This is a genomic window from Streptomyces poriticola, from assembly GCF_036689765.1.
Classification (GTDB): Bacteria; Actinomycetota; Actinomycetes; order Streptomycetales; family Streptomycetaceae; genus Streptomyces; species Streptomyces poriticola.
The window spans coordinates 241,683-265,730 of the sequence record NZ_JBAGKH010000006.1 but is presented as its reverse complement, the minus strand read 5'-3'; the positions used below and the strand labels follow the sequence as shown (position 1 = coordinate 265,730).

Below are 24,048 nucleotides of genomic sequence, written 5' to 3'. Positions count from 1 at the left end.
GCGGCCTCTGCACACCGACACCGCCGTGAACCGCTCACAGCGTGCACGCTCACCGCAGTGCGCTGGCGCGGCGAGTGCTAGCGAGTCTCGTGGAACGCGTTGTCCGACGTGGCCAGCGCCATCGGCGCCGACCCCACCGCCGCCTTCTTCTACCCGATCGTGGTCGACGGACTCATGGCCCTCGCGCTGACCGCCACACTCGTGCTGCCCGACTCCGACCGGAAGTTCGCGCTACGCGTCCTGGCGGCCTACACGATCGCCAGCCTCCTGCTGAACTACGTGCACGGCCTCACCCCGTCCCTGCACACCACGTCGACCCAGCTGGGCCGACTGACCGACTGGGCCCCGGCGAACTGGGCTCTCGTACTGCTGGCGACCTCGCTCCCGGTCGGGTCGATCTACTTCGGGTCGGACCTCGTGGCGAAGGTGCTGCACCACAACCCCGAGGCGGCCGACTCCGCCGCCGCCCCCGCTGCACAGTCGGTCAGCCAGCAAGTTGACGAGTCGGCCGGTGAACAGGCCACACGGTCGAGGTCTGACCAGGCCGAATCGGCGCCCGAGCGGCCGACCGAGTCGCCCCCCGCTCCAAGGCCAAGACCCTGGCCATGCGCCTGCGGGACCGCACCACCGAGTACCAGCGGTACATGGTCGACTTCAGCGTCCCGTTCGACAACAACCGGGCCGAACGCGACCTGCGGATGATCAAGGTGCAACAGAAGGTCTCCGGGGCCTGGCGGACGCTGCCCGGCGCGAGACGCTTCGCCCGGATCCGCGCCTACATCTCCACCGTCCGCAAACACAACATCAGCCCCCTCACCGCCCTACGCGACCTCTTCGCCGGACGGCCATGGATGCTGCCCGCAACCAGCTGAAACCCCTAAACAGTTACCCCCACTCCCATTAGGACTCTTAATCCGTTGGACGTGGGCGAGCCTCTCCTGTCGGAGGCTTGTCCCCCGCCCACTCCGTGGAGCAGATCCTGGCAAGGTCCACCACCCACTCCAGATTCCGCTCCGGCAACTGGGCCGCGAGGCTGTCCAGCCACTCCTGCTCGGTCATACCGTTCCCCCTCATGCTCTCAGTTACATATTCCACCATTCTCTTGGGAGCACGAGCCGAACCGCGGCTTCCTGCGCGCCCTGCACGCCCTCGCCCGCGCCGCACAGTCGATCGGCGAGAAGGAGGAGTACGAGCGCTGCAGCCAGTTCCTGCGCGACTCCTCACCGACGGCGGCCGACGTCCTCCGCTAGCCAGCGGCCAGCGGTCAGCGGTCAGCGGCCAGCGGTCAGCGGTCAGCGGTCAGCGGCCAGCGGTCAGCGGTCAGCGGTCAGCGGTCAGCGGCCACCGGGCCCGCCTGTGGACAGGCGGGCCTTGCGGTTCCCTGGGAGGATTGCGGAGGATGCCGTGTGGGGACCGGGGCCCCCGTGCCGGTAACGGCAGGGGCGGACCGCTACCCGGAGTGCACATCAGGAGACAGCGATGTCCCAACAGGCTCACCCGACGCCTCAGCCCGCTGAGGCCCACGAGCCCGAGACCCCGCATCTCGACTTCCAGGGAACGACGCCTTACGAGGACTACGTCAAGGCGGACGTCCTCACCCACCTCCAGCACACCCTCTCCGACGATCCCGGAGAGATGGTCTTCCTGGTCACGACCCAGGTCATGGAGCTGTGGTTCACCGTGATCGTCCACGAGTGGGAGACCGCGGCCCACGCCCTGCGAGGCGACGACATCCGCACGGCGACCGACGCGCTGAAGCGCTCGGTGCGGGAGCTGGAGGCGCTCAACGCCTCCTGGAAGCCCCTCGGCCAGCTCACGCCGGCCCAGTTCAACTCCTACCGCGACGCCCTCGGGGAGGGCTCCGGCTTCCAGTCGGCCATGTACCGCAGGATGGAGTTCCTGCTCGGCGAGAAGTCCGCCTCCATGCTCGTACCGCACCGCGGCGCCCCGCGCGTGCACGCGGAGCTGGAGAAGGCGCTGCACGAGCCGAGCCTGTACGACGAGGTGGTCCGCCTGCTGGCGCGGCGCGGGTACGACATCCCGGACGCCGTGCTCGGCCGCGACGTCACCCGGCCGTACGAGCCGTCGCCGCAGGTGGAGTCGGTCTGGACGGCCGTGTACGAAGGCGACCAGAACGGCGAGGCGGCGCGGCTCGGCGAGGCGCTGACCGATGTCGCCGAGCTGGTGTGGCGCTGGCGCAACGACCATCTGGTCGCCACCCGGCGAGCGATGGGTGCCAAGACGGGCACCGGTGGCTCCGCCGGGGTGGCCTGGCTGGAGAAGCGCGCCCGTAAGAACGTCTTCCCCGAGCTGTGGACGGCGCGGTCGTATGTCTGAGACGGAACGGGGCGGTGTGCCGGAACTCGTGAGCGAGGCCGCGGAGTCGGACGCGGCCGACGCGCTGCGCGGGCTGCGCGAGCGGTTCGTCCTCGACGAGGTCGTCTATCTGGACGGCAACTCGCTGGGCGCGCTGCCCGCGGAGGTCCCCGCGCGCGTGGAGGACGTCGTACGGCGGCAGTGGGGCGAGCTGCGGATCCGGTCCTGGGAGGAGAGCGGCTGGTGGACCGCCCCCGAGCGGATCGGCGACCGGATCGCCCCGCTGGTCGGCGCGGCCCGTGGGCAGATCGTCGTCGGCGACTCCACCAGCGTCAATGTCTTCAAGGCGCTCGTGGCCGCCGTCCGGATGGCGGGGGAGGGCCGGGACGAGATCCTCGTCGACGCCACCACCTTCCCCACGGACGGGTACATCGCGGAGTCCGCGGCCCGGATGACGGGCCGCGCCCTGCGGCCGGTGGCCCCCGCCGACGTCCCTGACGCGGTCGGCGACCGTACCGCCGCCGTCCTGCTCAACCACGTCGACTACCGCACCGGACGGCTGCACGACCTGCCTGCACTCACGGCGGCCGTGCACGCGGCGGGCGCGTACGCCGTGTGGGACCTGTGCCACAGCGCGGGCGCCCTGCCGGTCGGCCTCGACGAGCACGGCGTCGACCTCGCGGTCGGCTGCACGTACAAGTACCTCAACGGCGGGCCCGGTGCGCCCGCCTACCTGTACGTGCGTGCGGAGCTGCAGGACCGCTTCGACTCGCCGCTGCCCGGCTGGAACTCGCACGCCGAGCCGTTCGGGATGCGGGCCGGGTACGAGCCGGTCGCGGGTGCCCGGCGCGGTCGTGTCGGCACCCCCGACATCCTCTCCATGCTCGCCCTGGAGGCGGCCCTGGAGGTGTGGGACGGGGTGTCCGTCGAGGCGGTGCGGGCCAAGTCGCTGGCGATGACCGACTTCTTCCTGCGCTGTGTCGGCGCGTACGTCCCCCAGGGGCGGGTCGTGTCGCTGACTCCGGCGGCGCACGCCGAGCGCGGCAGCCAGGTCGCGCTGCGCTGCGACGACGCCGGGGACGTGATGAAGCGGCTGATCGAACGCGGGGTGGTCGGGGACTTCCGGCACCCGGACGTCCTGCGCTTCGGCTTCACCCCGCTGTACGTCGGCTTCGCGGACGTGGAGCGGGCGGCGCGGGTGCTGGGGGAGGTCGTGAGGTAGCCCGGGGGCGGGGGCGGGGGCGGGACGGGCGTGTGGTCGCGGCGGGAACCGCGGTGGCTGCCGGGGGCGTCGACGCCGGTGTGCAGCAGCAGAGCAGGGTGAGGCAGCGGTCCGGCGTGGGGCAGCGGTCCGGCGTGGGGCAGCGGTCCGGCGTGGGGGAGCAGGGCCGGGGATGCGCCGGGTGTCTGATCGCTCTCGTCGGCGCCTCGGCCGCCGTGCTCACCTGGGCGCCGCACGCCCGGGTCAGCGTCACCGGCGGCTTCGAGGGCATGCACCGCGACCTCAGCGTCCTCTATGTCGACCTTCCGCTCATCGCCCTGGGCGGGGCGCTCGTGCCGGTGGCCGTGTGGTCGCTGGGGCTGCGACTGCTGGGACGGCCGTGGGCCGCGCTGCTGGGTGCGCTGGTCACGCTCGTTCTCGGCGTGTGGGGGCTGACCGGCTGGTGGGAGCCGTACGAGCGGCCTGAGTTCGCTGGTTAGCCCGACTTCACCGCTCTTGCGCCCGAGTCCGCTGTTCAGGGCCTGAGTTCGCCGGGTGGGGGAGGGACGGAGCGGCTGCGGGGCGGTCCGGTCGCCGACACCGCGCGCGGCACCCCTCCCGCGTCCCCCAACGGCCTCACCCAGCGTGATATCCCCGTGTTCGCGCACGTCACCGGCCTGGTACCGTCCCGCCATCGGCCGATTCGTACTTGTGGTCAGTCAGCCAACACCGTTTCGTCGCTGAGAGGTTGGAGCATGCCGGACGCAGCCGCCGAGCCGGGGAACGCCGCCGCGCGGAACGCCGCGGAGGAGAAGTCGCTGTTCTCGCACGCTGCGGTGGACCCCGCCGTCACCTCGGCGTACGGCGATCATCCCGACCAGGTGATCGACTTCTACCCCCCGCGCAGCGCGGGCGATCCGGGCGGGTTCGCGCCGCTGGTCGTGGTGGTGCACGGCGGCGCCTGGCGCGCCCCGTACGACCGGCGGCACATCAGTCCGTTCGCCGGGTTCCTGGCCCGCCGGGGGTTCGCGGTGGCGAACGTCGAGTACCGGCGGGGGGCACCCCTCGGCGGTACTGCGGCGAGCGGGGAGAGGGCGGCGACGGCGCGCCGGGCCGGTCACGCCGAGGGCGGGGAGACCGTCGCCGGGCGCTGGCCCGACACCTTCGACGACGTGGCCGCCGCGCTCGACGCGCTGCCCGCGCTGGTACGGGAGCACCTGCCGCAGGCCGACCCGCGCCGCATGGTGATCACCGGGCACTCGGCGGGCGGTCATCTCGCCCTGTGGGCGGCGGCCCGGCACGTACTGCCCGCCGACGCACCCTGGCGCACGGACCGCCCCGCCCCACTGCGCGGCGTCGTCGCTCTGGCCCCGATCGCGGACTTCGCCGTCGCCGACGAGCTGGACGTGTGCGGCGGTGCCGTCCGCCAACTCCTGGGCGGCGACGACGGGTACGCCGAGCGGCGCCCGTACGCGGACCCCGCGCTGCTGCTGCCGACGGGCATCGCCACCACGCTCGTCCAGGGGCGCACCGACGCGGACGTGCCGCAGGAGGTCACCGAGTCGTACGCGGACGCGGCGGCCGGAGCGGGTGAGGTGGTGGGCGTGACGCTGCTGGAGGACGTCGGTCACTTCCCGCTGATCGACCCGGCGGCGGACGCGTGCGCGGTGGTGGCGGAGGAGATCGCGCAGTTGGCGTGGTGACGGGTCCGCGTCCGCGCGGGGCAATATGCCCGGCCCGGTCTGCCGGGCCCACCCGTCGCACCCCGTTGAAGCTGTGGGTCTCGGTGTAGTTGCGGGTTCCGGTTGAAGCTGTGGGTCTCGGTGTAGCTGCGGGTTCCGGTTGAAGCTGTGGGTCTCGGTGTAGCTGCGGGTTCCGGTTGAAGCTGTGGGTCTCGGTGTAGCTGCGCGTTCCGGTTGAAGCTGCGGGTCCCCGTCGCAGCTGCGGGTCCCCGTCGCAGCTACGGGCCCCGTCGTACCCGTAGTACCTGAGAGCTACGTCGCAGGTGAGCTCCGCGGCGTGACGCGGGCCAGGGGCCGCGCTCCGTAACTTCCTTTCCATGCAGGTCCGATGAGCGGGCGGGCGGAAGGGGAAGCGACATGGCGCGGGGGACGGCTGGACAAGGGCGTCGGCGGCGGCAGCACGGTCGGCCGACCGGACGATGGCTCCGCACCCTGCTCGCCGTCCTCATCACCGGCGCCGTCGTGTTCCCGCTCTCCGCCGCCGCCCGACCGACGGTTCCGGCCCCCGCCCCGGCCGTGCTCGCCCCGGTGACGGCGGCGACCCTGCAAGGGACCTACGCGGCCCACCGGGCCAACGCCGCCCAGGCGTCCCGTATGGCGGCCGAGCATGGCGACCGCCACCGAGCTGCCGCCGTGCGCGCGTTGGCCGACCCGGACCGGTCCCTGCTGGCCTTCGACGGCAGAGGCACCGGCCGCGCCACGGAGGTTCTCGGCGACCTCGCCCGCGCCGACCGCATCGCCGTCCTGGTCCCCGGCTCCGACACTGGCCTGGACACCTACGGCCGGTTCCGCGCCGCGGCCCTCGCCCTCCACCGGCAGCTCGCCACCCAGGCACCCGAAGGCTCGCGGACCGCGGTCGTGGCCTGGCTGGGCTATGAGACGCCCGGCACGGTGAGCACCGCGGTGACCACCACGGTCCGCGCCGAGCACGCCGCCCCGCACCTGCGTGCACTGGTCCGCGTCCTGCGGTCCGTCACCGCTCCGGACCCGCACATCACCCTGGTGTGCCATTCCTACGGCAGCGTCGTCTGTGCCCGAGCGGCGTCCGGCCTCGACGTCGCCGACATCGTCCTGCTGGGCAGCCCCGGCACCGGCGCCGACACGGCCGCCGCGCTGGGCACGGACGCCCGTCTCTGGGCGGCCCGCGGCGCCGACGACTGGGTGGAGCACGTCCCCCACATCAGCGCCGGCCTGTTCGGTACCACCGTCGGCTTCGGCACCGACCCGCTCTCCCCGGAGTTCGGCGCCCGGCTCTTCGACGCCGGCGACGGCGGCCACAGCGACTACTTCGACCCCGGCTCCCCGTCCCTGACGAACCTCACCCGGATCGTCCTGGGCCGGGGTGTGGAGGTACCTCGTGTCTGATGCCCGAGACCGGCGTGTTCGTCATGCTCCCTGGTTCTGCGTGCGACCGAGCACCACGTGGGCTGCCGCCCGCGCCGCCGCCCGAATAGAGGCGGCCACCCCGGCCCACCGGGACCGTGCTGTCGACGCCCTGCGCGCCGCCGCGATCCTCGGTGTCGTCCTGGGCCACTGGCTGGTGACGGCCCTGGTCGCGGACGGCGGCACGCTGCACACGGCCAGCCCGCTGCAGCATCTGCCCTGGCTGGCCCCGGCATCCTGGGCCTTCCAGACCCTCGCCGTGTTCTTCCTGGTCGGCGGACACCTCGCCACCCGTGGCTATGCCTCCGCCCGCGTCGGCGGCACCTCGTACGGGAGTTGGCTGTCCGCCCGGCTGTCCCGGCTGTTGCGCCCGGTCGCGGCCGTCATCGCGCTGTGGACGGTCGCGTCGGTGGCGCTGCTGCTGACCGGTGCCGATCTCACCACGGTGCGCACTCTGGTCAGGCTGGCCCTGTCACCGCTGTGGTTCCTGCTGGTGTTCGCGGTGCTGACGGCCGCGACCCCGCTGCTGACGCGGCTGCATCCGCTCTGGCCACTGGTCGTCGTCCTCCATGTCGACCTGCTGCGCTTCGGCCTCGGCGGCCCGGCCTGGCTCGGCTGGGTCAATCTGGCCGCGGGCTGGCTGGTGCCCTACTCGCTCGGCGCCGCCTGGACCCGTGGCGAGCTGGAGGGCCGCCGGCCCGGCACGGCCCTGCTCATCGGCGGTTCGGTGGCCACGGCGGCGCTGATCGCCTGCGCCGGCTACCCGGCGTCCATGGTCGGCGTTCCCGGCGCCCCGGTCTCCAACCTCGATCCACCCACGCTGGCCGCCGTCACCTTCGGCCTGGCCCAGTGCGGCCTCGCCCTGCTGCTGCGTGGACCACTGCGCCGGGCGACGCGCAGACCGGCCGCCTGGACGACGGTGGCGCTGGCCAACCTCTCCGCGATGACGATCTTCCTCTGGCACCAGACAGCCCTGCTGGCGACCACGGCCACCGGTCTGCTCGCCGGCCGCCTGCCCGGCCTGCACACCCTCCCCGACGGCCTGGGCTGGGTCGCGGCCCGGCTGGTCTGGATACCGGTGTTCGCCCTGGCCCTGACCGGATGCTGGGCGGCCTTCCACGGCGCCGAGCGGGGCGGTGGTCGTCGCTCTCACGTGGTGCGGTCGCATCGCGCAGAGGACAGCACCGGGGCAGAGCGCACGTCAGAGCCTAGGGTGGGGGCGTGATGAGCAGGGGGAGCGGGGTTCCGCGCTGGCTGGGGGTGTTGCGCGACGATCTGTGGACCGCCCGAGCCGACCCGCTGCCGCCCTCGCTGTGGCTGCGCTGGGTGCCGCACGGACTGGTGTGCCTGGCCGCCTTCGGCGTGCTGCTCGGTGACGCGGCACAGCTGAGCGACCACGGCAGGCTGGAGCCCGAGTTCGCTTTTCTGATCGGGTTCGGCCAGGCCGCCGCGATGGCGTTGGCACTGTGGCGGCCGGTCCCGGCCTGGTGGGTGTCGACGGCGGCCACAGCAGTGGGAGCGGTGGCAGTTCGCGCCATGTTGGAACCTCACGGGGACACGTTCACCTGGCCCTGGACACCGGCCGGGATCGTCGCCCACATGGTCGTCCTGCTGTTGCTCGCGCTTCGGGTCCGCACCCGTGTGGCGGTGGAGGCCCTGGCCCTGAGCGCGCTGCTCACCTACGTCCTCCAGGGCCTGCTGGGCGCGCAGCACTACCAGCCCACCGGACTGGTGGCCGTCATCCTGTTCGCCGTCGTAGTCCTGCTCGGCATCGCCCTGCGCGGTCGCCGGGAGGCCCGCGCGGAACTGGTGCAGCAAACCAGTCTCACCGCCGAGGAGCGCGCCCGCCGCACCCTGCTGGAGGAGCGCAGCCGCATCGCCCGCGAGCTGCACGACGTGGTCGCCCACCACATGTCGGTCATCTCCATCCAGGCGCAGGTCGCCCCGCATCTCGTCCAGAACCCGTCCGACGAGCTGAAGGAGAACCTGGCGGGCATCCGGCAGAACGCGCTGGAGGCGCTGACCGAACTCCGCCGCGTGCTGGGCGTCCTGCGCTCCGAGCACCCGGAGACCGGTGAGCCGCTCGACAGGCCCGGCGAGTCCGGCCCCGGCACCGCCCCGCACGCCCCGCAGCCCACCCTGGACCGGCTGGACGCGCTGGTGGAGAACACCCGGGCCGCGGGCCTCACCGTGACCACCGAGATCAGCGGAGCACGCCGCCCACTGCCCCCCGGCGTGGAGCTGTCGGCGTACCGGATCGTGCAGGAGGCGCTGAGCAACATACTGCGGCACGCACCCGGCGCCCGGACCTGGGTCCATGTCACACACCTGCCGACCGGGGTGCGGGTGGAGGTCATCAACTCCCCGCCGGTGCGGATCCCGCCGCCGTCGCAGGGAGCGGGGCACGGACTGCTCGGGATGCGCGAGCGGGTGGCGATGCTCGGCGGCACCCTGACGGCGCACTCCCTGCCCGACGGCGGCTACCAGGTCTCCGCGTTCCTGCCGGCCGACGGCACCGACCAGCCGCCCCCCGACGACCCGAACATCCGTTACTACCCCGAGGACGACGGCAGATGACAAGCGGCAGCTCAGGTGTGATCCGCGTACTGATCGCCGACGACCAGCAGATGGTCCGGCAGGGCTTCACCGTGCTGCTCAACACCCAGCCCGACATCGAGGTGATCGGCCAGGCGGTGGACGGCCGCGACGCCGTCGCCAAGGTTGCCGAACTCGCCCCGGACGTCGTCCTGATGGACATCCGCATGCCGGAGCTGGGCGGCATCGAGGCGACCCGCCGCATCGTCGGCTCCGACTCCGGCATCAGAGTGCTGGTGCTCACCACCTTCGACCTCGACGAGTACGTGTACGAGGCGCTGCACGCCGGTGCCTCCGGGTTTCTGCTGAAGGACGCCTCCGCCGACCAGCTCGCCGAGGCGGTCAGGGTGGTGGCGGCCGGGGACGCTCTGCTCGCCCCGGGCGTGACCCGTCGGCTGATCACCGAGTTCTCCCGGCTGAGTGACCGCCCCCGCGCCCCGCTGAAGGACCGCGTCGGCGACCTGACCGAGCGGGAGACGGAGGTGCTCGCCCTGATCGCACAGGGACTGTCGAACGCGGAGATCGCCGACCGGCTGGTCGTCGCCGAGCAGACGGTGAAGACGCACGTGGGCAGAATCCTGGTGAAGCTGGGCCTGCGGGACCGGACCCAGGCGGCGGTGTTCGCCTACGAGTCGGGCCTGGTACGACCGTCCGGCTACTGAGCCCGGCGAGGAGGTACGGCTCGCGCGCCCGGCTCCCGCCCCCCCCGGCCTCGCCGGGACACCCTGCCCCCGCCGCGGCCCGCCCCCTACCGGTAGTACCTGAGACGGACCCCCGAGGACCCCTCTCACTGGTGACGACCACACCCCCCGCCTCCGCCTACCGTTGCCCGTGTGACCGAGACGACTCAGACGCGGACCATGCCCCCCGGCGGCGGGGCGCCACGCAGCCCCGAGTACCGGCTGTCCCTGGGCGCCCTGCAGGGCCTGCGCCAGGATCTCCTCCAGGACGCCTTCGCCTACCGCCCGCTGCCGAAGACGGCCACGGACGGCCCGCTGACCCGCAGGCTGCGCGGCCGGCTGCGCGAGTACGCGGCGTACGCCCCGCATGCGGTGGTGACGGCGGCGGCGCTGCTGGCCCTGTGGGGCGGCTCGGTGGCCAGTGGTACCTCCGACGGCCCGCTGGCCTGGCTGTCCGGGCTGGTGTGCGCGGTCCCGGTGCTGATCACCCTGGTCCGGCCGGTCGGTGCGTTCTGGATGTCGATGGCGGCGACACCGGTGATGGCGGCGCTCGGCAGCAGCTGGAGCGACTGGCCGTGGCTGCCCGGCGCGTTCATCTGCCATCTGTCGGTACTGGTGTTCGTGGCGATACGCACCCGCCCGCGCACAGCCGCCTGGATGTGGGCGGTGACCGCCCTCTACGGCTTCCTCGCGGAGACCGGCTTCAGCGGCGGTCACTACTCCACCAACTCCGCGCCGATGCTGGTCCTCTCCGCCCTCGCGCTCCTCGCCGTCTCCGTCTGGCACATCCGGCGCCAGGCCCGGCAGGAGGTCACCGCCCAGCAGACGGTCACCGCGCACGAGCGCTCCCGGCGGACCCTGCTGGAGGAGCGCACCACCATCGCCCGCGAGCTGCACGACGTGGTCGCCCACCACATGTCGGTGGTCGCCATCCAGGCCGAGGCCGCGCCGTACCGGGTGGAGAACCCGCCGGAGGAGCTGGAGAGAGCCTTCGCCACGATCCGGGAGAACGCCGTGGCGGCGCTCACCGAACTGCGCCGCGTCCTGGGCGTGGTCCGCGCCGAGGACTACGAGGCGCCCGACGCACCCCAGCCCACTCTCGCCGACCTGGACACCCTGCTGGCCAACGTCCGCGAGGCGGGCCTGACCGTCGGCAAGGCGGTGACCGGCGCGGTGCGCGAGCTGCCGCCGGGCGTGGAGCTGTCGGCGTACCGGATCGTGCAGGAGGCGCTCAGCAACACCCTCCGGCACGCGCCCGGCGCGACCGCCCGCGTCGAGGTGTCCTACGTCCTCGGCGGCCTGGGTCTGCGCGTGGTGAACGGCCCGATACCGCAAGGGTCCCTGGTGAAGCCGTCCCCCGGTGCCGGACACGGCATCACCGGCATGCGGGAGCGGGTGACCATGCTGAACGGCGAGATGACGACCGGCCCCACGGACGAGGGAGGCTACGAGGTGGCGGTCTTCCTGCCGGTCACGGCGGGCCCGAGCGAGGGTGACGCATGACGATCCGGGTACTGGTCGCCGACGATCAGATGATGGTGCGCGAGGGCTTCTCGGTCCTGCTGAACGCGATGCCGGACATCGAGGTCGTCGGAGAGGCGGTCAACGGCCGGGAGGCGGTGACGAGGGTCCGCGAGCTGGCCCCGGACGTGGTCCTGATGGACATCCGTATGCCCGAGCTGAACGGCATCGAGGCGACGCGTGAGATCGTCGCGGCGGACGGCGCCTCGAAGGTCCTCGTCCTCACCACCTTCGACCTCGACGAGTACGTGTACCAGGCGCTGCGGGCGGGCGCGTCGGGCTTCCTGCTCAAGGACGCCTCGGCCCGCCAGCTGGCCGACGGCGTCCGGGTGGTCGCGGCCGGCGAGGCCCTGCTTGCCCCGTCCGTCACCCGCCGTCTGATCACCGAGTTCTCGAAGATGTCGGAACCACCCCGGCTGAGGTCCTCCGCCCAGGCGGCGTACGGCGACCTGACCGAGCGGGAGACGGAGGTCCTGGTCCTGATCGCGCAGGGACTGTCCAACGTGGAGATAGCCGAGCGGCTGGTGGTGGCCGAGTCGACCATCAAGACCCACGTGAGCAGAGTCCTGGTGAAACTGGGCCTGCGCGACCGCACCCAGGCCGCCGTCTTCGCCTACGAGGCACGCCTGGTGACACCGCGGTGACCCAGCGAGTTCCACGGTTCCAGGGCGAGATCCGAGCAGCCGGTCGCCTGGCCGTTCGGCCACCGGAGGCTCACCGTCCGCTACGAGCGCTCGGGCAGCCTGTCCGCCCGGTTGCTCAGCCCAGCCGCCCCCGACTCACCTCCTGGAAGTACCTCGTCACCTGACGCTCTTGTGCAGGAAGGTCTCAAGCTGTTCGGCGAAGCCCGGTGCTGCGGCGACGAAGTGGCCGGCGCCCGGATGCACGCTGCGCTTGCCTCCGAGCGCATCCGCGAGGGAGTCGCAGATTCGCTCGAGCGCGGCCGAGTGGTCTCCGGAAGCGACGAGCACCGGGACGCCGACGTCCCGGATCGCCTCGAGTTGTGGGCGCGCCTCGCTGGTCGGACGACCACCGTGCGCCCGCCGAACGCCGGCGACCACGCCCGCGGGGAGCGGGCCGTCACCGATGGGCGCGCCCGCCACACGGAGGAACTCGCGCAGTTCGGCCGGGTCCATGTCCATTCCGTGAGTGAGGGCCGCATCGCCGATGCGCTCGAGCCTCGCCACCTCGGGGTCGTCGGGGACGAGGTAGTTGAGCGGCGGCTCTATCAACGTGAGCGAGCGCACGCTGCCCGGCGCGGCAGCGGCCGCGATCAATGTCCCGAGGACGCCGTAGGAGTGGGCGACGACGTGCGGGCGGCCGGCGAGCAAGGGCGCCAGGTCCCGGGCGTCCACCTCGAAGTCCTGGCGCTGCTGCGGTGGTGGACTCGGCGGATAGCCGCGGCGGTGGACGTATGCCAGCGTCCACCTGTCGGCCAGCGGCGCGAGAGCGCCCCACGTCGTCCGCGGGCCGGCACCGCCGTGCACCAGCAGGATCTCCGGCCCGGAGCCGTCGCGCACCACCACGATCTCGCCCACGGAGGCGAGCATAGCGGCGCACGGTGAGACAACGGCGCGGTCTTCGCCTATGAGGCCGCCCGGCCGATGACGCCGCGATGACCCGTGCCGAGCTCGCACCACACGTACTGAAGGGCAACGCAACCGTGCGGGTCATCCCCGTCGATCAGGACGGCCTCGCCGGAGCCGATGCCTCGTTGATGTACATGGGAGGTCCGGTGTCCAAGCTGGACACGGGTCTCCTCGACTCCCCCACCGGGACCCATCAACCCCCTGGTCATGCCTGTGGAGGACCAGTGGGTGCGCGCGGGCCGCCGAAGCCGTGGGCTGAGAGGTCGAACCAGTTGCCCTCCGGGTCGATCGCCCGGTACTCGGCGTAGGGGCGGTCGGTGGCGCGCTCCGCCGGCTCCGGGGTGCCTGCCGCGACCAGCGCGGCGGACACGTCGGCCGTGTTCTCGACGTGGAAGCCGAAGTGGTTCATCCCGACGGGGGTCTCGCCGTCCAGCCGGTGCTTGATCAGGGCCAGGGTCAGGTACCCGTCGGAGAGGAAGCAGCTGCCGTCCGGATCACGGTGGAAGAGTTCCATCGCGAAGACGGAGCAGTAGAACTCGGCGAGTTCTTCGGGTGCGCGGGCCACGATGGCGAGATGGCGCAGCTTCGGTCGGGGGGTGGGTTCGGTCACCGTGGACTCCTGGGGTCGGGGTGGTGCCCGCTGCCCGGTGCGGCGGGGATCATGTTGTGGAATGCCCTGATCAGCCATGGTCGTGTCGCCGTCCGTTCCACGACCGCCAGGGCGTGGGTGCGGGCCAGCACCACGCCGCCGGGTGCGCCGATGGTCGATTCCGCGTCGACCGTGGCGAGGTCGAGGCGCAGGAAGCGGATGGCCCTGACGTCGGTTTCGAGCGCGGTTCCCGCGTACGGCCCGTGGAAGAGGATCGCGTGTCCGGCTTCGATGCCGGGCCGTCCGGCCGGCTTGTCGCCTCGTACCGTCGTGAAGTCGCAGTCCTCCGCGAAGCTCCTGGCGAACCGCGCCGCGTCGCCTTCCGCCCAGCCTCGGGCCATCGCGTCCCACAGGGCGCGGATCGCCAGGATGTCCTCCCGGACGTCGGCATGCGCCGTGGCGTCGGGCTCGTGCACGCCTGTCACGTTCCCTGCAGGGTGCTCGTGCGGACGCGCAGGTCGAGTTCGGTGCAGCCGCCGCCCTCGGACACGTCCGGCAGGGAGGGTGTCCAGGCCGCAAGCGCGTGGTAGAAGACGCCGCGCCGGCGTTCCAGATAGCAGATCAGGTTGAGGGGCCAGCCCGCCCGGCCGAAGAGGTGGCGGTCCATGGGGGTGGGGCGCTCGCTGAGTACCTGACCGCGTGCTGACGGCGGTCCTATGCGGTGCCAGTCCGGGTGCATGTGGATGGAGCCGAGCAGGTCCAGGCCGGCCTCTTCGGCCTCGTGGGCCGCCTTGAGGAGGTCGGCGGAGTCCATCCACCAGCCGCGGTGCTCGTTCTCGTAGGCCGGCCCGAACCGGGGCACGATCGTCTCGGAGAACTCCTGCCGTGCTGCCGGGTCGCTGGTACGGGCGTTGCGGCCGAAGGCGACGCGCCGCACGTGGAACGCCGTCGCCTCCGCCCGGCCCAGGAGGAGCGCGAAACAGGGCAGGGGTGTATCGGCGGTGATGAGGCGGTACTCCGCGACCGCGGCGTTCAGGAACTCTCCGAGTGCCCGGTCGTCGATCAGAACGGTGGCGGCGGCCGGGGTGCCGCATCTGGCCCGTGCCGGTGGCGGCCCGGAGGCCGCGGTTGTCGAGGTCATGGACGGTGCTCTCCGTGGAGTCGCGGCGGGATCCGCAGGCGTTCGGCACCCCGGTCCGGTGGCGGAACGGGGCGGGGGGACTTGCCGCCCGCCCCGCATCCGGAGCCGGGGACACCCCGGACGGGACCGGGCCCCTGTGCGGTGCGGGCGGGCGGGCGTCAGGAGGCGCAGGCGGTGCGTTCGTCGGCCGTCATCGTGCGGGAGCGGGCGATGAGCAAGTCGTTCTGCCCGGTGGGTGCACTGAAGGTGCTGTTCTTGATGACGACGTGCCGGTATCTCTTCTTGGTGCCGCTCCGGATCTTGGTGTCCGACGCGAAATCGAGCCGCAGGTCCCCGGTGGCGGTGCCCATCTCCGCGGCTCTGCTGAACCAGCCGACGTTGCAGGCCGGGACCGGCAGGCTGTTCGTCTGCGAGACGGTGCTCGACCGCGTCCAGGTCTTGGTGTACTTGGCGGTCACCGCGACCTCTGCCGCGCCCCAGATGGCGGACTTCACCGAGGAGCTCACCTCGAAGCTGTCCGAGCTGGTGACCGTGTCCGACCAGGCCAGAGTGTGGGTGACCGTCGTGGACGCGTAGTTGAGCACGCGGTCGCCCACCGGGTGTTCCGGCCCGGGCGCGGCCTGGTACGCGGTCGGGGCGTAGCCGATCTTGCAGTCGATGTCCTGCCAGGGTATCGCCGGCCCGATCTCGTGCGCGTCGTAGCAGATCTGCAGGGCCTTGGCCGCCAGCGGGTCACTGGCGTCCAGCGTCAGGGTACGGTTCTTGGCCGCTGCGGCCGGTGACGCGGTCAGCCCCAGCATTCCCGCCGCGGTCCCCACCGCGATCCCCGCCAGGATCGATGCTCGTCGAATCGATGGCATGCGTGCGTGTTTCCCTTCCGGGTCGGACGGTTGAAGAGGGAGGCCGGGCGTCGCAAGCACGCGCGGTGGCGGCGAGACGCCGGCTCGACGATCATTCTGGGGCGCCGCCACTCTCGACCGTGAGTGCTAGAACATGCACATGCCGCAAGAATCCTTCCACGGCCCCGCGGGGCTCCGCCCGCACCGTGTGGCGGTCCTCGTGGACGAGAACACCAACCCGTTCGAACTGGGCTGCGCCACCGAGCTCTTCGGTCTGCCGCGGCCCGAACTGGGTCGTGATCTCTACGAGTTCGCGCTCTGCACGCCGGGCGACCGCACGGCCATGCGCGGCCGCTTCTTCACCCTCACCGAAACAGCCGGCCTCGACGCCGCCGACGCCGCCGACACCCTGGTCGTCCCGAGCAGGCCGGACGTCGACCGCCCCCGCCATCCCGCGGTACTGGACGTCATACGCCGCGCCCACCGGCGGGGCGCCCGGCTGGTCTCCTTCTGCACCGGTGCGTTCGCCCTGGCGGAGGCCGGCGTGCTCGACGGGCGCCGGGCCACCACGCACTGGCAGTGCGCGGAACTCCTGCGCTCCCACTACCCCGCCGTCCGCGTCGAACCCGAGGTCCTCTTCGTCGACGACGGCAGCATCCTCACCTCTGCGGGGAGCGCCGCCGCACTCGATCTCGGCCTGCACATCATCCGCCGCGACCACGGCGCGGAGACCGCCAACACCATCAGCCGCCGCCTGGTCTTCCCGGCCCACCGCGACGGCGGTCAGAAGCAGTTCATCGAGCGCCCCATGCCCGACCTGCCCGACGAATCCCTGGCCCCCCTGCTGGCCTGGGCCCAGGAGCGGCTCGACGCCCCCCTCACCGTCGCGGACCTCGCAGCCGAGGCGGCCGTGAGCACTACCACCCTGCACCGGCGCTTCCGCACCCAGCTGGGTACCACGCCCCTCGCATGGCTGACCGCGCAGCGCGTCACCCTCGCCCGCCGGCTCCTGGAGCGCGGGGACACCCGCATCGACGCCGTCGCCCGCCACAGCGGACTCGGAACACCGGCCAACCTCCGCACCCTGCTGCGCCGCGAGACGGGACTCACCCCGTCCGCCTACCGGCAACGCTTCGGCCCGGGAACCCACTTCACCACCGGACCCCCGCCCCTTACGGCCCCGGCGACGACCATGACGACATCGCCCCACGCACTCCAGGCACCCCGCCCGCTCGAACCGGCCACACGGCACCGCCCCGCAGATACGAGTAGTTCCGGGAGACCGGACACCCTCACCGGACAGTGACCGGTCTGCCCCTGGCCTTCTTCCGGGCTCTCACCTCGGAGAATCCCCTGTTCCGCGCGGCCGGGTGCCCCGGCCTCTGGGCACCGGCCCGATCGAGGACCTATCGTCCGTTCATGACGGCTGTATCCGACCTCCCGTTCGACCCCTGGGACCCCGGCTTCGTCGCCGACCCCTACCCGGCCTACGCCGAGCTTCGTGCCCGGGGGCGGGTGCTCTACTACGAGCCGAGCGACCAGTGGCTGGTCCCGCACCACGCGGACGTCTCGGCGCTGTTGCGGGACCGGCGGCTGGGGCGGACCTACCTGCACCGCTACACGCACGACGACTTCGGCCGGACCCCGCCCCCGCCGGAGCACGAGCCGTTCCACACCCTCAACGACCACGGCATGCTCGATCTGGAGCCGCCGGACCACACCCGCATCCGGCGGCTGGTGTCGAAGGCGTTCACACCGCGGACGGTGGAGCGGTTGCAGCCGTACGTGCAGAGCCTGGCCTACGACCTGGTGGGTCGGCTGGCCGCCGCCGGCGGCGGTGATCTGCTGGCCGACGTCGCCGAGCCGCTCCCCGTCGCGGTGATCGCCGAGATGCTGGGGATCCCGGAGGCCGACCGGGGGCCGCTGCGGCCCTGGTCGGCGGAGATCTGCGGGATGTACGAGCTGAACCCGGGCGAGGAGACGGCCGCGCGGGCGGTGCGGGCCTCGGTCGAGTTCTCCGACTACCTGCGCGGACTGATCGCCCAGCGGCGCAAGGAGCCCGGCGACGACCTGATCTCCGGGCTGATCGCGGCGCACGACGAGGACGACGACCGGCTCACCGAGCAGGAGATGATCTCGACCTGTGTGCTCCTCCTGAACGCCGGTCACGAGGCGACCGTGAACGCCACGGTCAACGGCTGGTGGGCGCTGTTCCGCAACCCGGACCAGCTGGCGGCCCTGCGCGCCGACCACTCCCTCGTCCCGTCCGCCGTGGAGGAGCTGATGCGTTACGACACCCCGCTGCAGCTCTTCGAGCGGTGGGTGCTGGACGAGATCGAGATCGACGGGACGGTGATCCCGCGCGGCGCGGAGATCGCCATGCTGTTCGGGTCGGCCAACCACGACCCGGACGTCTTCACCGCCCCGGGCCGGCTCGACCTCACCCGCGCCGACAACCCGCACATCTCCTTCAGCGCCGGCATCCACTACTGCATCGGCGCACCCCTGGCCCGGATCGAACTGGCCGCGTCGATGACGGCGCTGCTGGAGCGCGCGCCCGCGCTCCGGCTCGCCGCCGAGCCGGAGCGCAAGGCCAACTTCGTCATCCGGGGGCTGAAGGGGCTGGCCGTGGAGGTCTAGCCGGGTCCGTCCGTCACGAGACCGGGACCACCTCCCTACTTGGTCTCCAGGTCGCGGCGGCGGAAACCGGCCAGCCCGAGCCACACCAGCCCGGCGGCGACCAGGGTCAGCACCAGCAGCGGGGTCCAGTCCAGCTCCGCGGCCGGGAGCCGGGGGACGTGGCCGAAGGGGGAGAGGTTGTTCATCCAGCCGGGGAACTGCAGGATCTGGCCGAGGTAGCCGACCACGAAGGCGTACACCGGCACGATCCAGGCCGCCGCGTTCGCCCGCGGGAACCAGCCGAAGAGCACCACCGCGACCCCGACCGTGACCCACAGGGCGGGTGCGTAGGCGAGGGCCGCGCCCACCAGCTTCCCCAGGAGCGCGGCGTCGCCGGTGGACGCGGCGCCCGCGGCACCGAAGCCGAGCCCGGCCAGCAGCAGGACGAGGGTGCCGCCGCCCATGGCCACGGCCAGGTGGCTGCCGGTCCAGCGGCTGCGCGAGAGGCCGGTGGCGAGCAGCGGCTCGGCGCGGCCCGCTGTCTCCTCGGAGCGGGGCCGGAGCGCGGCCATCACCACGTACACGGCCGCGACGACCGTGATGACCACCATCACCATCGAGGCGAACGACTCGGCCGTGCTGGAGCCGCCGATGCGTTCCAGCGCCTCCTGGATCTGGTCGATGTCCCGCAGCATGTCGTCGGCCTGACCGAGGATCGAGCCGTACATCGCGCCCATCAGGAACAGGCCCGCGCCGAAGCCGACGAGCGTGCCGCGGTGCAGGCGGAGCGCGAGGCCGAGCGGAGTGCCGAGGGAGTTCGAGGCGTGCGGGGCGCCGAGCTTCTCCGGGCGCAGACCCGCGCCCACGTCCCGCCGGGTGGAGAGCACGAACCCGGTCGCCGCGCAGGCCGCGGCCAGGGCGAGGCAGAGCAGCAGCGGCCACCAGCGGTCGTCGACGTAGACGTAGGTGCGCTGCGCCCAGCCGACGGGGGAGAGCCAGGACAGGGCGCCGTTCTCGCCGCTGTCCCCGGCGGCGCGCAGCACGTACGCGACGCCGATGACGGCGAGCGCCATGCCCGAGGCGCCGCGGGTGTGCGCGGTGAGCTGGACGGTGATCGCGGCGACGGCCGCGAAGACGATTCCGGTGGCGGCGTGGGCGGCGCCGTAGAGCAGCGATCCGGAGGTGTCGATGCTCTCGATGCCGAGGCCCGGCAGCGCGACGGCGAGCAGCAGGGCGAGGGCCAGGTTGGCCAGGACGGCGACCGAGAGGGCGGCGGCGAGGTGGGCGTGCCGGCCGACGACGGTCGAGCGCACCAGTTCGGCGCGGCCGGTCTCCTCCTCGGCACGGGTGTGCCGGGTGATGACCAGTACGCTCATCAGGCCGACGAGGACGGCCGTGAAGCCGAGCATCTGCTGGCCGAGCATGGCGCCGAAGGTGTAGTCGTCCAGGTAGTGGCGGGGCCCGGACATGGCGAGGCCGGCCGGGGAGCCGAGGGTCTCGGCGGCGTTGGCCCGGTCCGCGGGGTCGCTGTACAGCTCCCTGTAGTTGCTCGCGGTGGACAGCGTGCCCAGGAGCAGCGCCAGGATCCAGACGGTGAGCCGTACCCGGTCGCGGCGCAGGGCGAAGCGGATCAGGGTGCCGGTGCCGGTCAGGACGCCCGCGCCCGTGGCGGGTCCCGGGGGTGCCGCGGTCCTGGCGCGGGCGGTCGTCGCGGTGCTCATCGCACGGCTCCGTTCGCGCCGTTCCCGGATACGTCGGCGTTCGCGGAGCCGCCGAAGGTGCTGCCGGAGCCGGAGCCGGAGCCGGAGCCGGAGCCGGAGCCGGAGCCGCCGGAGCCGTCGGCGTTCGCGGTGCCGTCGGCGTTCAGGCTGTCGGCGTAGTGGCGGAGCATCAGCTCCTCCAGGGTCGGCGGGTGGCTGACCAGGCTGCGGATGCCGAACTCGGTGAGTTTGCGGACCGCCCCGTCGACCTCGCCGCCGTCGACGGCGAAGCGGACCCGGCCGTCGGTGGACCGCAGGTCGTGGACGCCGGGCAGGGCCTCGAGGCCGGCGGCGGGGCGCTCGGTCTCCGCCTCGATGGTGGTGCGGGTCAGATGGCGCAGCTCGCCGAGGGTGCCGGACTGCACGATCCGGCCGAGCCGGATGATGCTCACCCGGTCGGCGAGCTTCTCCACCTGGGCCAGGATGTGGCTGGAGAGCAGCACGGTCTTGCCCGCGGCCTTGGCCTCGACGATGACGTCCTGGAAGACGACCTCCATCAGCGGGTCCAGTCCCGCGGTCGGCTCGTCGAGGAGCAGCAGTTCGGCGTCGGAGGCGAGCGCGGCGACGATCGCGACCTTCTGCCGGTTGCCCTTGGAGTACGCCCGGCCCTTCTTCGTCGGGTCCAGGCCGAACCGCTCGATCAGTTCGGACCGGCGCCGCTGGTCCATGCCTCCGCGCAGCCGCGCGAGCAGGTCGATGGCCTCACCGCCGGTGAGGTTGGGCCACAGCTCGACGTCGCCGGGGACATAGGCGAGCCGGCGGTGCAGCTCGACCGCGTCCGTCCACGGATCCCGGCCGAGGACCTGGGCGGCGCCGGAGTCGGCGCGGAGCAGACCCAGCAGGATGCGGATCGTGGTCGACTTTCCGGCGCCGTTCGGGCCGAGGAAGCCGTGCACCTCGCCGGACTCGACGTCCAGGTCGAGGCCGTCCAGTGCGTGTGTCCGTCCGAAGGACTTGTGGAGCCCGGCGACGGTGATGGCCTTGGTCATGGCTCAGAACGTACGCTGGCTTCAGAAATTTGTGAAGTTAAGGAAGCGTATAAATCGCCGGTAGACTCGGCTCAGGCCTACGACCAGGGGAGATGATCCGGGCATGACGCACCCGAAGGGGGACGGAAGCGAAGTGGCGGAGCGGGACCCGGAGACCGTGTCCCGGTTCGTGGAGCACTTCGCGGCCCAGCTCGTCGAGGCCGGCCTGCCCCGGATGCCGGCCCGTGTCTTCGCGGCACTCCTCGCCTCCGACACCGGCGCCCTGACCTCCGCCGAGCTCAGCGCCCAGCTGCGGATCTCACCGGCCGCCGTGTCCGGGGCCGTGCGCTATCTGGCCCAGGTCCACATGGTCTCCCGCGAGCGGGAGCCCGGTTCGCGCCGCGAGCGCTACCGGGTGCACGCCGACCAGTGGTACGAGGCTCTCACCAACCGCGAGGCCGTCCTCAAGCGCTGGGAGGACGCCCTGCGCGACGGCGTGGCCGGTCTCGGCGCCGACACCCCGGCGGGCCGCCGCCTCGCCGAGACCCTCGCCTTCTTCGAGTTCGTCGAGAAGGAGGTCGCGGGAATGATGGAGCGCTGGCGGGTCGAGCGGGAGCGGCGGTTCGGCTAGGGGAGCGGGGGAGCGGCGGTTCGGGCGGGGGAGCGGCGGTTCGGACAAGGGGCGGCCCGCCTACCCCGCCGGCAGCGTCAGCGACCACGCGCCCTCCCGCACCATCCACGTCCGGGTCCGTACCGGGCCCGAGTCGATCGCGTCGGCGCGGTAGCGGAAGTGGGCGCCCGAGACGGTGAACGTCCGGCCCGTCGCCGTCAGGGGTGACGCCTCCGCGCCCACCGACGCCGGCCGCACCCGCACCTCGGCCACCCCGGGCGTCCCCTCCGTGCCGGCCGCGGCGGGGCGCAGCGAGACGCTCTCCACCGGCTGGTCCAGATCCACCAGCGTCAGCCCGTCGACCTCCACCCGCAGCCGGGACGGCCCGGCTCCGGCCGCCGACCCGGCCCGGGCCGGACGGGCCGGGGCCAGCGTACGGACCAGGGACCGGCAGGTCCGCAGCAACGGACGTACGGCGGCCCCCGCCCCTGTTCCCGCGCCCGGGCCGTCCCCGCCGTCCCCGCCGCTCCCGTCCCGCGCCGTGACCGGCGGGATCCCCACCGCGCCGAGGACCACCCCGTCGCTGTCGTCGACCAGCAGGTCCAGGCGCCGCTCCGCACCGTCCAGCACCGTACGCGCCGCGGCGACCGCACCCGTCGGCAGGCCCAGCGAGCGGGACAGCCCGAGCGCCGGGCCGACCGGCACCACCGCCAGGGCGCACTCCGCCAGCTCGCGCTGCCGGTGCAGCACCGAGACCGCGCGGAGCAGCGCCAGGTCGTCGCCGACCAGCACCGGCCGCCGCGAGCCTCGCCGCCGCAGCGCCCGGGCGAACTCCTCCGGACCCTCCGGCAGACACACCTTCGTACTCGCCGCACCCGCGCTGAGCACGTCTTTCGCGATCCGGACGGACTCGCCGTCCGCCCGGCGGGCGACCGGGTCGATGACCACCAGCAACTGATCGGGAGTCGCGGAAGATGTCGCGGAGGATGTCGCGGAAGTCGCCACCTCGGCCATGCCTCGCTTCCTCGGGTAGCATCTTTGTGCAAGAGCCCCTTGCGCTATTGCGCCAGGGGCTTCGTCTATTCCGGGGCATCCGGTCCGACGGTTGGCGGCCAACGGTGGTCGCGGTGCACGCGGTAGTCAAGCCTCCGCGTTCGCCCTCGACCATGGACATGCCCCGCCCGGAAGGGGTGTACGCGCGTGCCCGCACTTGTGCTGCTCGGTGCTCAGTGGGGTGACGAAGGCAAGGGAAAGGCGACGGACCTGCTCGGCGGTTCCGTCGACTACGTGGTGCGTTACCAGGGTGGTAACAACGCCGGCCACACGGTGGTCGTGGGCGACCAGAAGTACGCCCTCCATCTGCTCCCTTCCGGAATCCTGTCCCCCGGCTGCACGCCGGTCATCGGCAACGGCGTCGTCGTCGACCCCTCCGTCCTGCTCTCCGAGCTGAGCGGGCTGAACGAGCGCGGCGTCGACACGTCCAAGCTCCTGGTCAGCGGAAACGCACACATCATCACGCCGTACAACGTCACCGTCGACAAGGTCACGGAACGCTTTCTCGGCAAGCGCAAGATCGGCACCACCGGCCGCGGCATCGGCCCGACCTACGCCGACAAGATCAACCGTGTCGGCATCCGGGTGCAGGACCTCTACGACGAGTCCATCCTCACCCAGAAGGTCGAGGCGGCCCTCGACGTCAAGAACCAGATGCTCACCAAGCTCTACAACCGGCGCGCCATCGCCGTCGGCCAGGTGGTCGAGGAGCTGCTGGGCTACGCGGAGCAGATCAGGCCGTACGTCGCCGACACCGTCCTGGTCCTGAACCAGGCCCTGGACGACGACAAGGTCGTCCTCTTCGAGGGCGGCCAGGGCACGCTGCTGGACATCGACCACGGCACGTACCCCTTCGTCACCTCCTCCAACCCGACCGCGGGCGGCGCCTGCACCGGCGCCGGTGTCGGCCCGACCAGGATCAGCCGCGTCATCGGCATCCTGAAGGCGTACACCACCCGCGTCGGCGCCGGTCCGTTCCCCACCGAGCTGTTCGACGACGACGGCGAGGCGCTGCGCCGGATCGGCGGCGAGCGCGGTGTGACCACCGGCCGTGACCGCCGCTGCGGCTGGTTCGACGCGGTGATCGCCCGCTACGCGACCCGGGTGAACGGTCTGACCGACTTCTTCCTCACCAAGCTCGACGTGCTCACCGGCTGGGAGCAGATCCCGGTGTGCGTGGCGTACGAGATCGACGGCAGGCGGGTCGAGGAGCTGCCGTACTCGCAGACGGACTTCCACCACGCGAAGCCGGTCTACGAGATGCTGCCGGGCTGGTCCGAGGACATCAGCAAGGCGAAGTCCTTCTCCGACCTGCCGAAGAACGCCCAGGCGTACGTCAAGGCCCTGGAGGAGATGTCCGGCGCCCCGATCTCCGCGATCGGCGTCGGCCCGGGCCGCGACGAGACGATCGAGATCAACTCGTTCCTGTAGGAGATCCGGAG

The 24,048-nt window shown here is 72.4% G+C and carries 23 protein-coding genes and 2 pseudogenes; 17 read left to right on the top strand and 8 right to left on the bottom strand.

Annotated elements, in window-relative coordinates; genetic code table 11:
* Nucleotides 1-99 precede the first annotated feature (99 nt).
* The 13 genes and pseudogenes from V5O46_RS13065 to V5O46_RS13005 form a co-directional block, all read left to right on the top strand.
* Nucleotides 100-612: pseudogene (locus V5O46_RS13065) on the top strand (DUF2637 domain-containing protein); the annotation flags it as partial.
* A complete protein-coding gene (locus tag V5O46_RS13060) occupies nucleotides 606-872 on the top strand; it encodes an IS66 family transposase (RefSeq protein ID WP_408648978.1) in 267 nt (88 codons plus the stop codon). The pseudogene V5O46_RS13065 and the gene V5O46_RS13060, both read left to right, overlap by 7 nt.
* A 222-nt stretch (nucleotides 873-1,094) precedes the next feature.
* Nucleotides 1,095-1,250, top strand: a pseudogene (locus V5O46_RS13055) (DUF3151 family protein); the annotation flags it as partial.
* Nucleotides 1,251-1,479: 229 nt separating this feature from the next.
* Nucleotides 1,480-2,337, top strand: a complete 858-nt coding sequence (locus V5O46_RS13050; protein ID WP_332884725.1) for a tryptophan 2,3-dioxygenase family protein — start codon at nucleotides 1,480-1,482, stop codon at nucleotides 2,335-2,337.
* A complete protein-coding gene (kynU, locus tag V5O46_RS13045) occupies nucleotides 2,330-3,538 on the top strand; it encodes a kynureninase (RefSeq protein WP_332884724.1) in 1,209 nt (402 codons plus the stop codon). Before V5O46_RS13050 ends, kynU begins: the two co-directional genes overlap by 8 nt.
* A gap of 53 nt (nucleotides 3,539-3,591) precedes the next feature.
* Complete coding sequence (locus tag V5O46_RS13040) at nucleotides 3,592-4,017, top strand: hypothetical protein (RefSeq protein ID WP_408648977.1); 426 nt, start codon at nucleotides 3,592-3,594, stop codon at nucleotides 4,015-4,017.
* Nucleotides 4,018-4,272: 255 nt separating this feature from the next.
* Nucleotides 4,273-5,220: an alpha/beta hydrolase gene (locus V5O46_RS13035; protein ID WP_332884723.1), complete on the top strand. Its 948-nt coding sequence runs from the start codon at nucleotides 4,273-4,275 to the stop codon at nucleotides 5,218-5,220.
* A 396-nt stretch (nucleotides 5,221-5,616) separates the two neighbouring features.
* The gene (locus V5O46_RS13030; protein ID WP_332884722.1) at nucleotides 5,617-6,624 is read left to right on the top strand and encodes an alpha/beta hydrolase; all 1,008 of its coding nucleotides are present in this window, start codon (nucleotides 5,617-5,619) and stop codon (nucleotides 6,622-6,624) included.
* A gap of 40 nt (nucleotides 6,625-6,664) precedes the next feature.
* Nucleotides 6,665-7,867, top strand: a complete 1,203-nt coding sequence (locus tag V5O46_RS13025) for an acyltransferase family protein (RefSeq protein WP_332884721.1) — start codon at nucleotides 6,665-6,667, stop codon at nucleotides 7,865-7,867.
* Complete coding sequence (locus V5O46_RS13020) at nucleotides 7,867-9,219, top strand: sensor histidine kinase (protein ID WP_332884720.1); 1,353 nt, start codon at nucleotides 7,867-7,869, stop codon at nucleotides 9,217-9,219. Before V5O46_RS13025 ends, V5O46_RS13020 begins: the two co-directional genes overlap by 1 nt.
* On the top strand, nucleotides 9,216-9,899 hold the full coding sequence (locus V5O46_RS13015) for a response regulator transcription factor (RefSeq protein ID WP_332884719.1): 684 nt from the start codon (nucleotides 9,216-9,218) through the stop codon (nucleotides 9,897-9,899). Before V5O46_RS13020 ends, V5O46_RS13015 begins: the two co-directional genes overlap by 4 nt.
* A 171-nt stretch (nucleotides 9,900-10,070) precedes the next feature.
* Complete coding sequence (locus tag V5O46_RS13010) at nucleotides 10,071-11,420, top strand: sensor histidine kinase (protein WP_408648976.1); 1,350 nt, start codon at nucleotides 10,071-10,073, stop codon at nucleotides 11,418-11,420.
* Nucleotides 11,417-12,082, top strand: coding sequence for a response regulator transcription factor (locus tag V5O46_RS13005; protein WP_332884718.1), 666 nt, complete (start codon nucleotides 11,417-11,419; stop codon nucleotides 12,080-12,082). Before V5O46_RS13010 ends, V5O46_RS13005 begins: the two co-directional genes overlap by 4 nt.
* 156 nt (nucleotides 12,083-12,238) lie before the next feature.
* Here V5O46_RS13005 and V5O46_RS13000 read toward each other — a convergent pair whose 3' ends face one another.
* The 5 genes from V5O46_RS13000 to V5O46_RS12980 all read right to left on the bottom strand — a co-directional run bounded on the left by V5O46_RS13000 (nucleotide 12,239) and on the right by V5O46_RS12980 (nucleotide 15,617).
* Nucleotides 12,239-12,988 (bottom strand): alpha/beta fold hydrolase, encoded by a 750-nt coding sequence (locus V5O46_RS13000; protein WP_332884717.1) that lies wholly within the window; start codon nucleotides 12,986-12,988, stop codon nucleotides 12,239-12,241.
* 244 nt (nucleotides 12,989-13,232) lie between these two features.
* Nucleotides 13,233-13,637: a VOC family protein gene (locus V5O46_RS12995; protein WP_332884716.1), complete on the bottom strand. Its 405-nt coding sequence runs from the start codon at nucleotides 13,635-13,637 to the stop codon at nucleotides 13,233-13,235.
* A complete protein-coding gene (locus V5O46_RS12990; RefSeq protein WP_332884715.1) occupies nucleotides 13,634-14,092 on the bottom strand; it encodes an SgcJ/EcaC family oxidoreductase in 459 nt (152 codons plus the stop codon). Before V5O46_RS12990 ends, V5O46_RS12995 begins: the two co-directional genes overlap by 4 nt.
* A 5-nt stretch (nucleotides 14,093-14,097) precedes the next feature.
* Nucleotides 14,098-14,757 (bottom strand): hypothetical protein, encoded by a 660-nt coding sequence (locus V5O46_RS12985; protein ID WP_332884714.1) that lies wholly within the window; start codon nucleotides 14,755-14,757, stop codon nucleotides 14,098-14,100.
* A gap of 158 nt (nucleotides 14,758-14,915) precedes the next feature.
* Nucleotides 14,916-15,617, bottom strand: coding sequence for a hypothetical protein (locus V5O46_RS12980; RefSeq protein WP_332884713.1), 702 nt, complete (start codon nucleotides 15,615-15,617; stop codon nucleotides 14,916-14,918).
* 139 nt (nucleotides 15,618-15,756) lie between these two features.
* On the opposite strand from V5O46_RS12980, the gene V5O46_RS12975 reads away from it, so the two are divergent.
* On the top strand, nucleotides 15,757-16,902 hold the full coding sequence (locus tag V5O46_RS12975) for a GlxA family transcriptional regulator (RefSeq protein WP_332884712.1): 1,146 nt from the start codon (nucleotides 15,757-15,759) through the stop codon (nucleotides 16,900-16,902).
* A gap of 113 nt (nucleotides 16,903-17,015) precedes the next feature.
* Entirely contained in the window at nucleotides 17,016-18,236 is a 1,221-nt protein-coding gene (locus V5O46_RS12970) for a cytochrome P450 (RefSeq protein WP_332884711.1), read from the top strand.
* Nucleotides 18,237-18,271: 35 nt separating this feature from the next.
* Here the strand turns inward: V5O46_RS12970 and V5O46_RS12965 are convergent, their stop codons facing one another.
* The gene (locus tag V5O46_RS12965; protein WP_332884710.1) at nucleotides 18,272-19,936 is read right to left on the bottom strand and encodes an ABC transporter permease; all 1,665 of its coding nucleotides are present in this window, start codon (nucleotides 19,934-19,936) and stop codon (nucleotides 18,272-18,274) included.
* The gene (locus V5O46_RS12960; protein WP_332884709.1) at nucleotides 19,933-20,964 is read right to left on the bottom strand and encodes an ABC transporter ATP-binding protein; all 1,032 of its coding nucleotides are present in this window, start codon (nucleotides 20,962-20,964) and stop codon (nucleotides 19,933-19,935) included. Before V5O46_RS12960 ends, V5O46_RS12965 begins: the two co-directional genes overlap by 4 nt.
* A gap of 103 nt (nucleotides 20,965-21,067) precedes the next feature.
* On the opposite strand from V5O46_RS12960, the gene V5O46_RS12955 reads away from it, so the two are divergent.
* Nucleotides 21,068-21,574, top strand: a complete 507-nt coding sequence (locus V5O46_RS12955) for a GbsR/MarR family transcriptional regulator (protein ID WP_332884708.1) — start codon at nucleotides 21,068-21,070, stop codon at nucleotides 21,572-21,574.
* 60 nt (nucleotides 21,575-21,634) lie between these two features.
* Here V5O46_RS12955 and V5O46_RS12950 read toward each other — a convergent pair whose 3' ends face one another.
* Nucleotides 21,635-22,567, bottom strand: a complete 933-nt coding sequence (locus V5O46_RS12950; RefSeq protein WP_332884707.1) for a diacylglycerol kinase — start codon at nucleotides 22,565-22,567, stop codon at nucleotides 21,635-21,637.
* 186 nt (nucleotides 22,568-22,753) lie between these two features.
* Between V5O46_RS12950 and V5O46_RS12945 the strand changes: the two genes are divergently transcribed.
* Nucleotides 22,754-24,037 carry an adenylosuccinate synthase gene (locus V5O46_RS12945; RefSeq protein WP_332884706.1) on the top strand — a complete coding sequence of 428 codons (1,284 nt, stop codon included), beginning with the start codon at nucleotides 22,754-22,756 and terminating at the stop codon, nucleotides 24,035-24,037.
* The last annotated feature ends 11 nt before the right edge of the window (nucleotides 24,038-24,048 follow it).

Excerpts from the sequence above, each read along its gene's own strand:
- V5O46_RS13060 (WP_408648978.1), top strand. The coding sequence starts at position 606 with ATGCGCCTGCGGGACCGCACCACCGAGTACCAGCGGTACATGGTCGAC.
- V5O46_RS13050 (WP_332884725.1), top strand. The coding sequence starts at position 1,480 with ATGTCCCAACAGGCTCACCCGACGCCTCAGCCCGCTGAGGCCCACGAG.
- kynU (WP_332884724.1), top strand. The coding sequence starts at position 2,330 with ATGTCTGAGACGGAACGGGGCGGTGTGCCGGAACTCGTGAGCGAGGCC.
- V5O46_RS13035 (WP_332884723.1), top strand. The coding sequence starts at position 4,273 with ATGCCGGACGCAGCCGCCGAGCCGGGGAACGCCGCCGCGCGGAACGCC.
- V5O46_RS13030 (WP_332884722.1), top strand. The coding sequence starts at position 5,617 with ATGGCGCGGGGGACGGCTGGACAAGGGCGTCGGCGGCGGCAGCACGGT.
- V5O46_RS13020 (WP_332884720.1), top strand. The coding sequence starts at position 7,867 with ATGAGCAGGGGGAGCGGGGTTCCGCGCTGGCTGGGGGTGTTGCGCGAC.
- V5O46_RS13015 (WP_332884719.1), top strand. The coding sequence starts at position 9,216 with ATGACAAGCGGCAGCTCAGGTGTGATCCGCGTACTGATCGCCGACGAC.
- V5O46_RS13005 (WP_332884718.1), top strand. The coding sequence starts at position 11,417 with ATGACGATCCGGGTACTGGTCGCCGACGATCAGATGATGGTGCGCGAG.
- V5O46_RS13000 (WP_332884717.1), bottom strand. The coding sequence starts at position 12,988 with ATGCTCGCCTCCGTGGGCGAGATCGTGGTGGTGCGCGACGGCTCCGGG.
- V5O46_RS12985 (WP_332884714.1), bottom strand. The coding sequence starts at position 14,757 with ATGACCTCGACAACCGCGGCCTCCGGGCCGCCACCGGCACGGGCCAGA.
- V5O46_RS12980 (WP_332884713.1), bottom strand. The coding sequence starts at position 15,617 with ATGCCATCGATTCGACGAGCATCGATCCTGGCGGGGATCGCGGTGGGG.
- V5O46_RS12975 (WP_332884712.1), top strand. The coding sequence starts at position 15,757 with ATGCCGCAAGAATCCTTCCACGGCCCCGCGGGGCTCCGCCCGCACCGT.
- V5O46_RS12970 (WP_332884711.1), top strand. The coding sequence starts at position 17,016 with ATGACGGCTGTATCCGACCTCCCGTTCGACCCCTGGGACCCCGGCTTC.
- V5O46_RS12965 (WP_332884710.1), bottom strand. The coding sequence starts at position 19,936 with ATGAGCACCGCGACGACCGCCCGCGCCAGGACCGCGGCACCCCCGGGA.
- V5O46_RS12960 (WP_332884709.1), bottom strand. The coding sequence starts at position 20,964 with ATGACCAAGGCCATCACCGTCGCCGGGCTCCACAAGTCCTTCGGACGG.
- V5O46_RS12955 (WP_332884708.1), top strand. The coding sequence starts at position 21,068 with ATGACGCACCCGAAGGGGGACGGAAGCGAAGTGGCGGAGCGGGACCCG.
- V5O46_RS12950 (WP_332884707.1), bottom strand. The coding sequence starts at position 22,567 with ATGGCCGAGGTGGCGACTTCCGCGACATCCTCCGCGACATCTTCCGCG.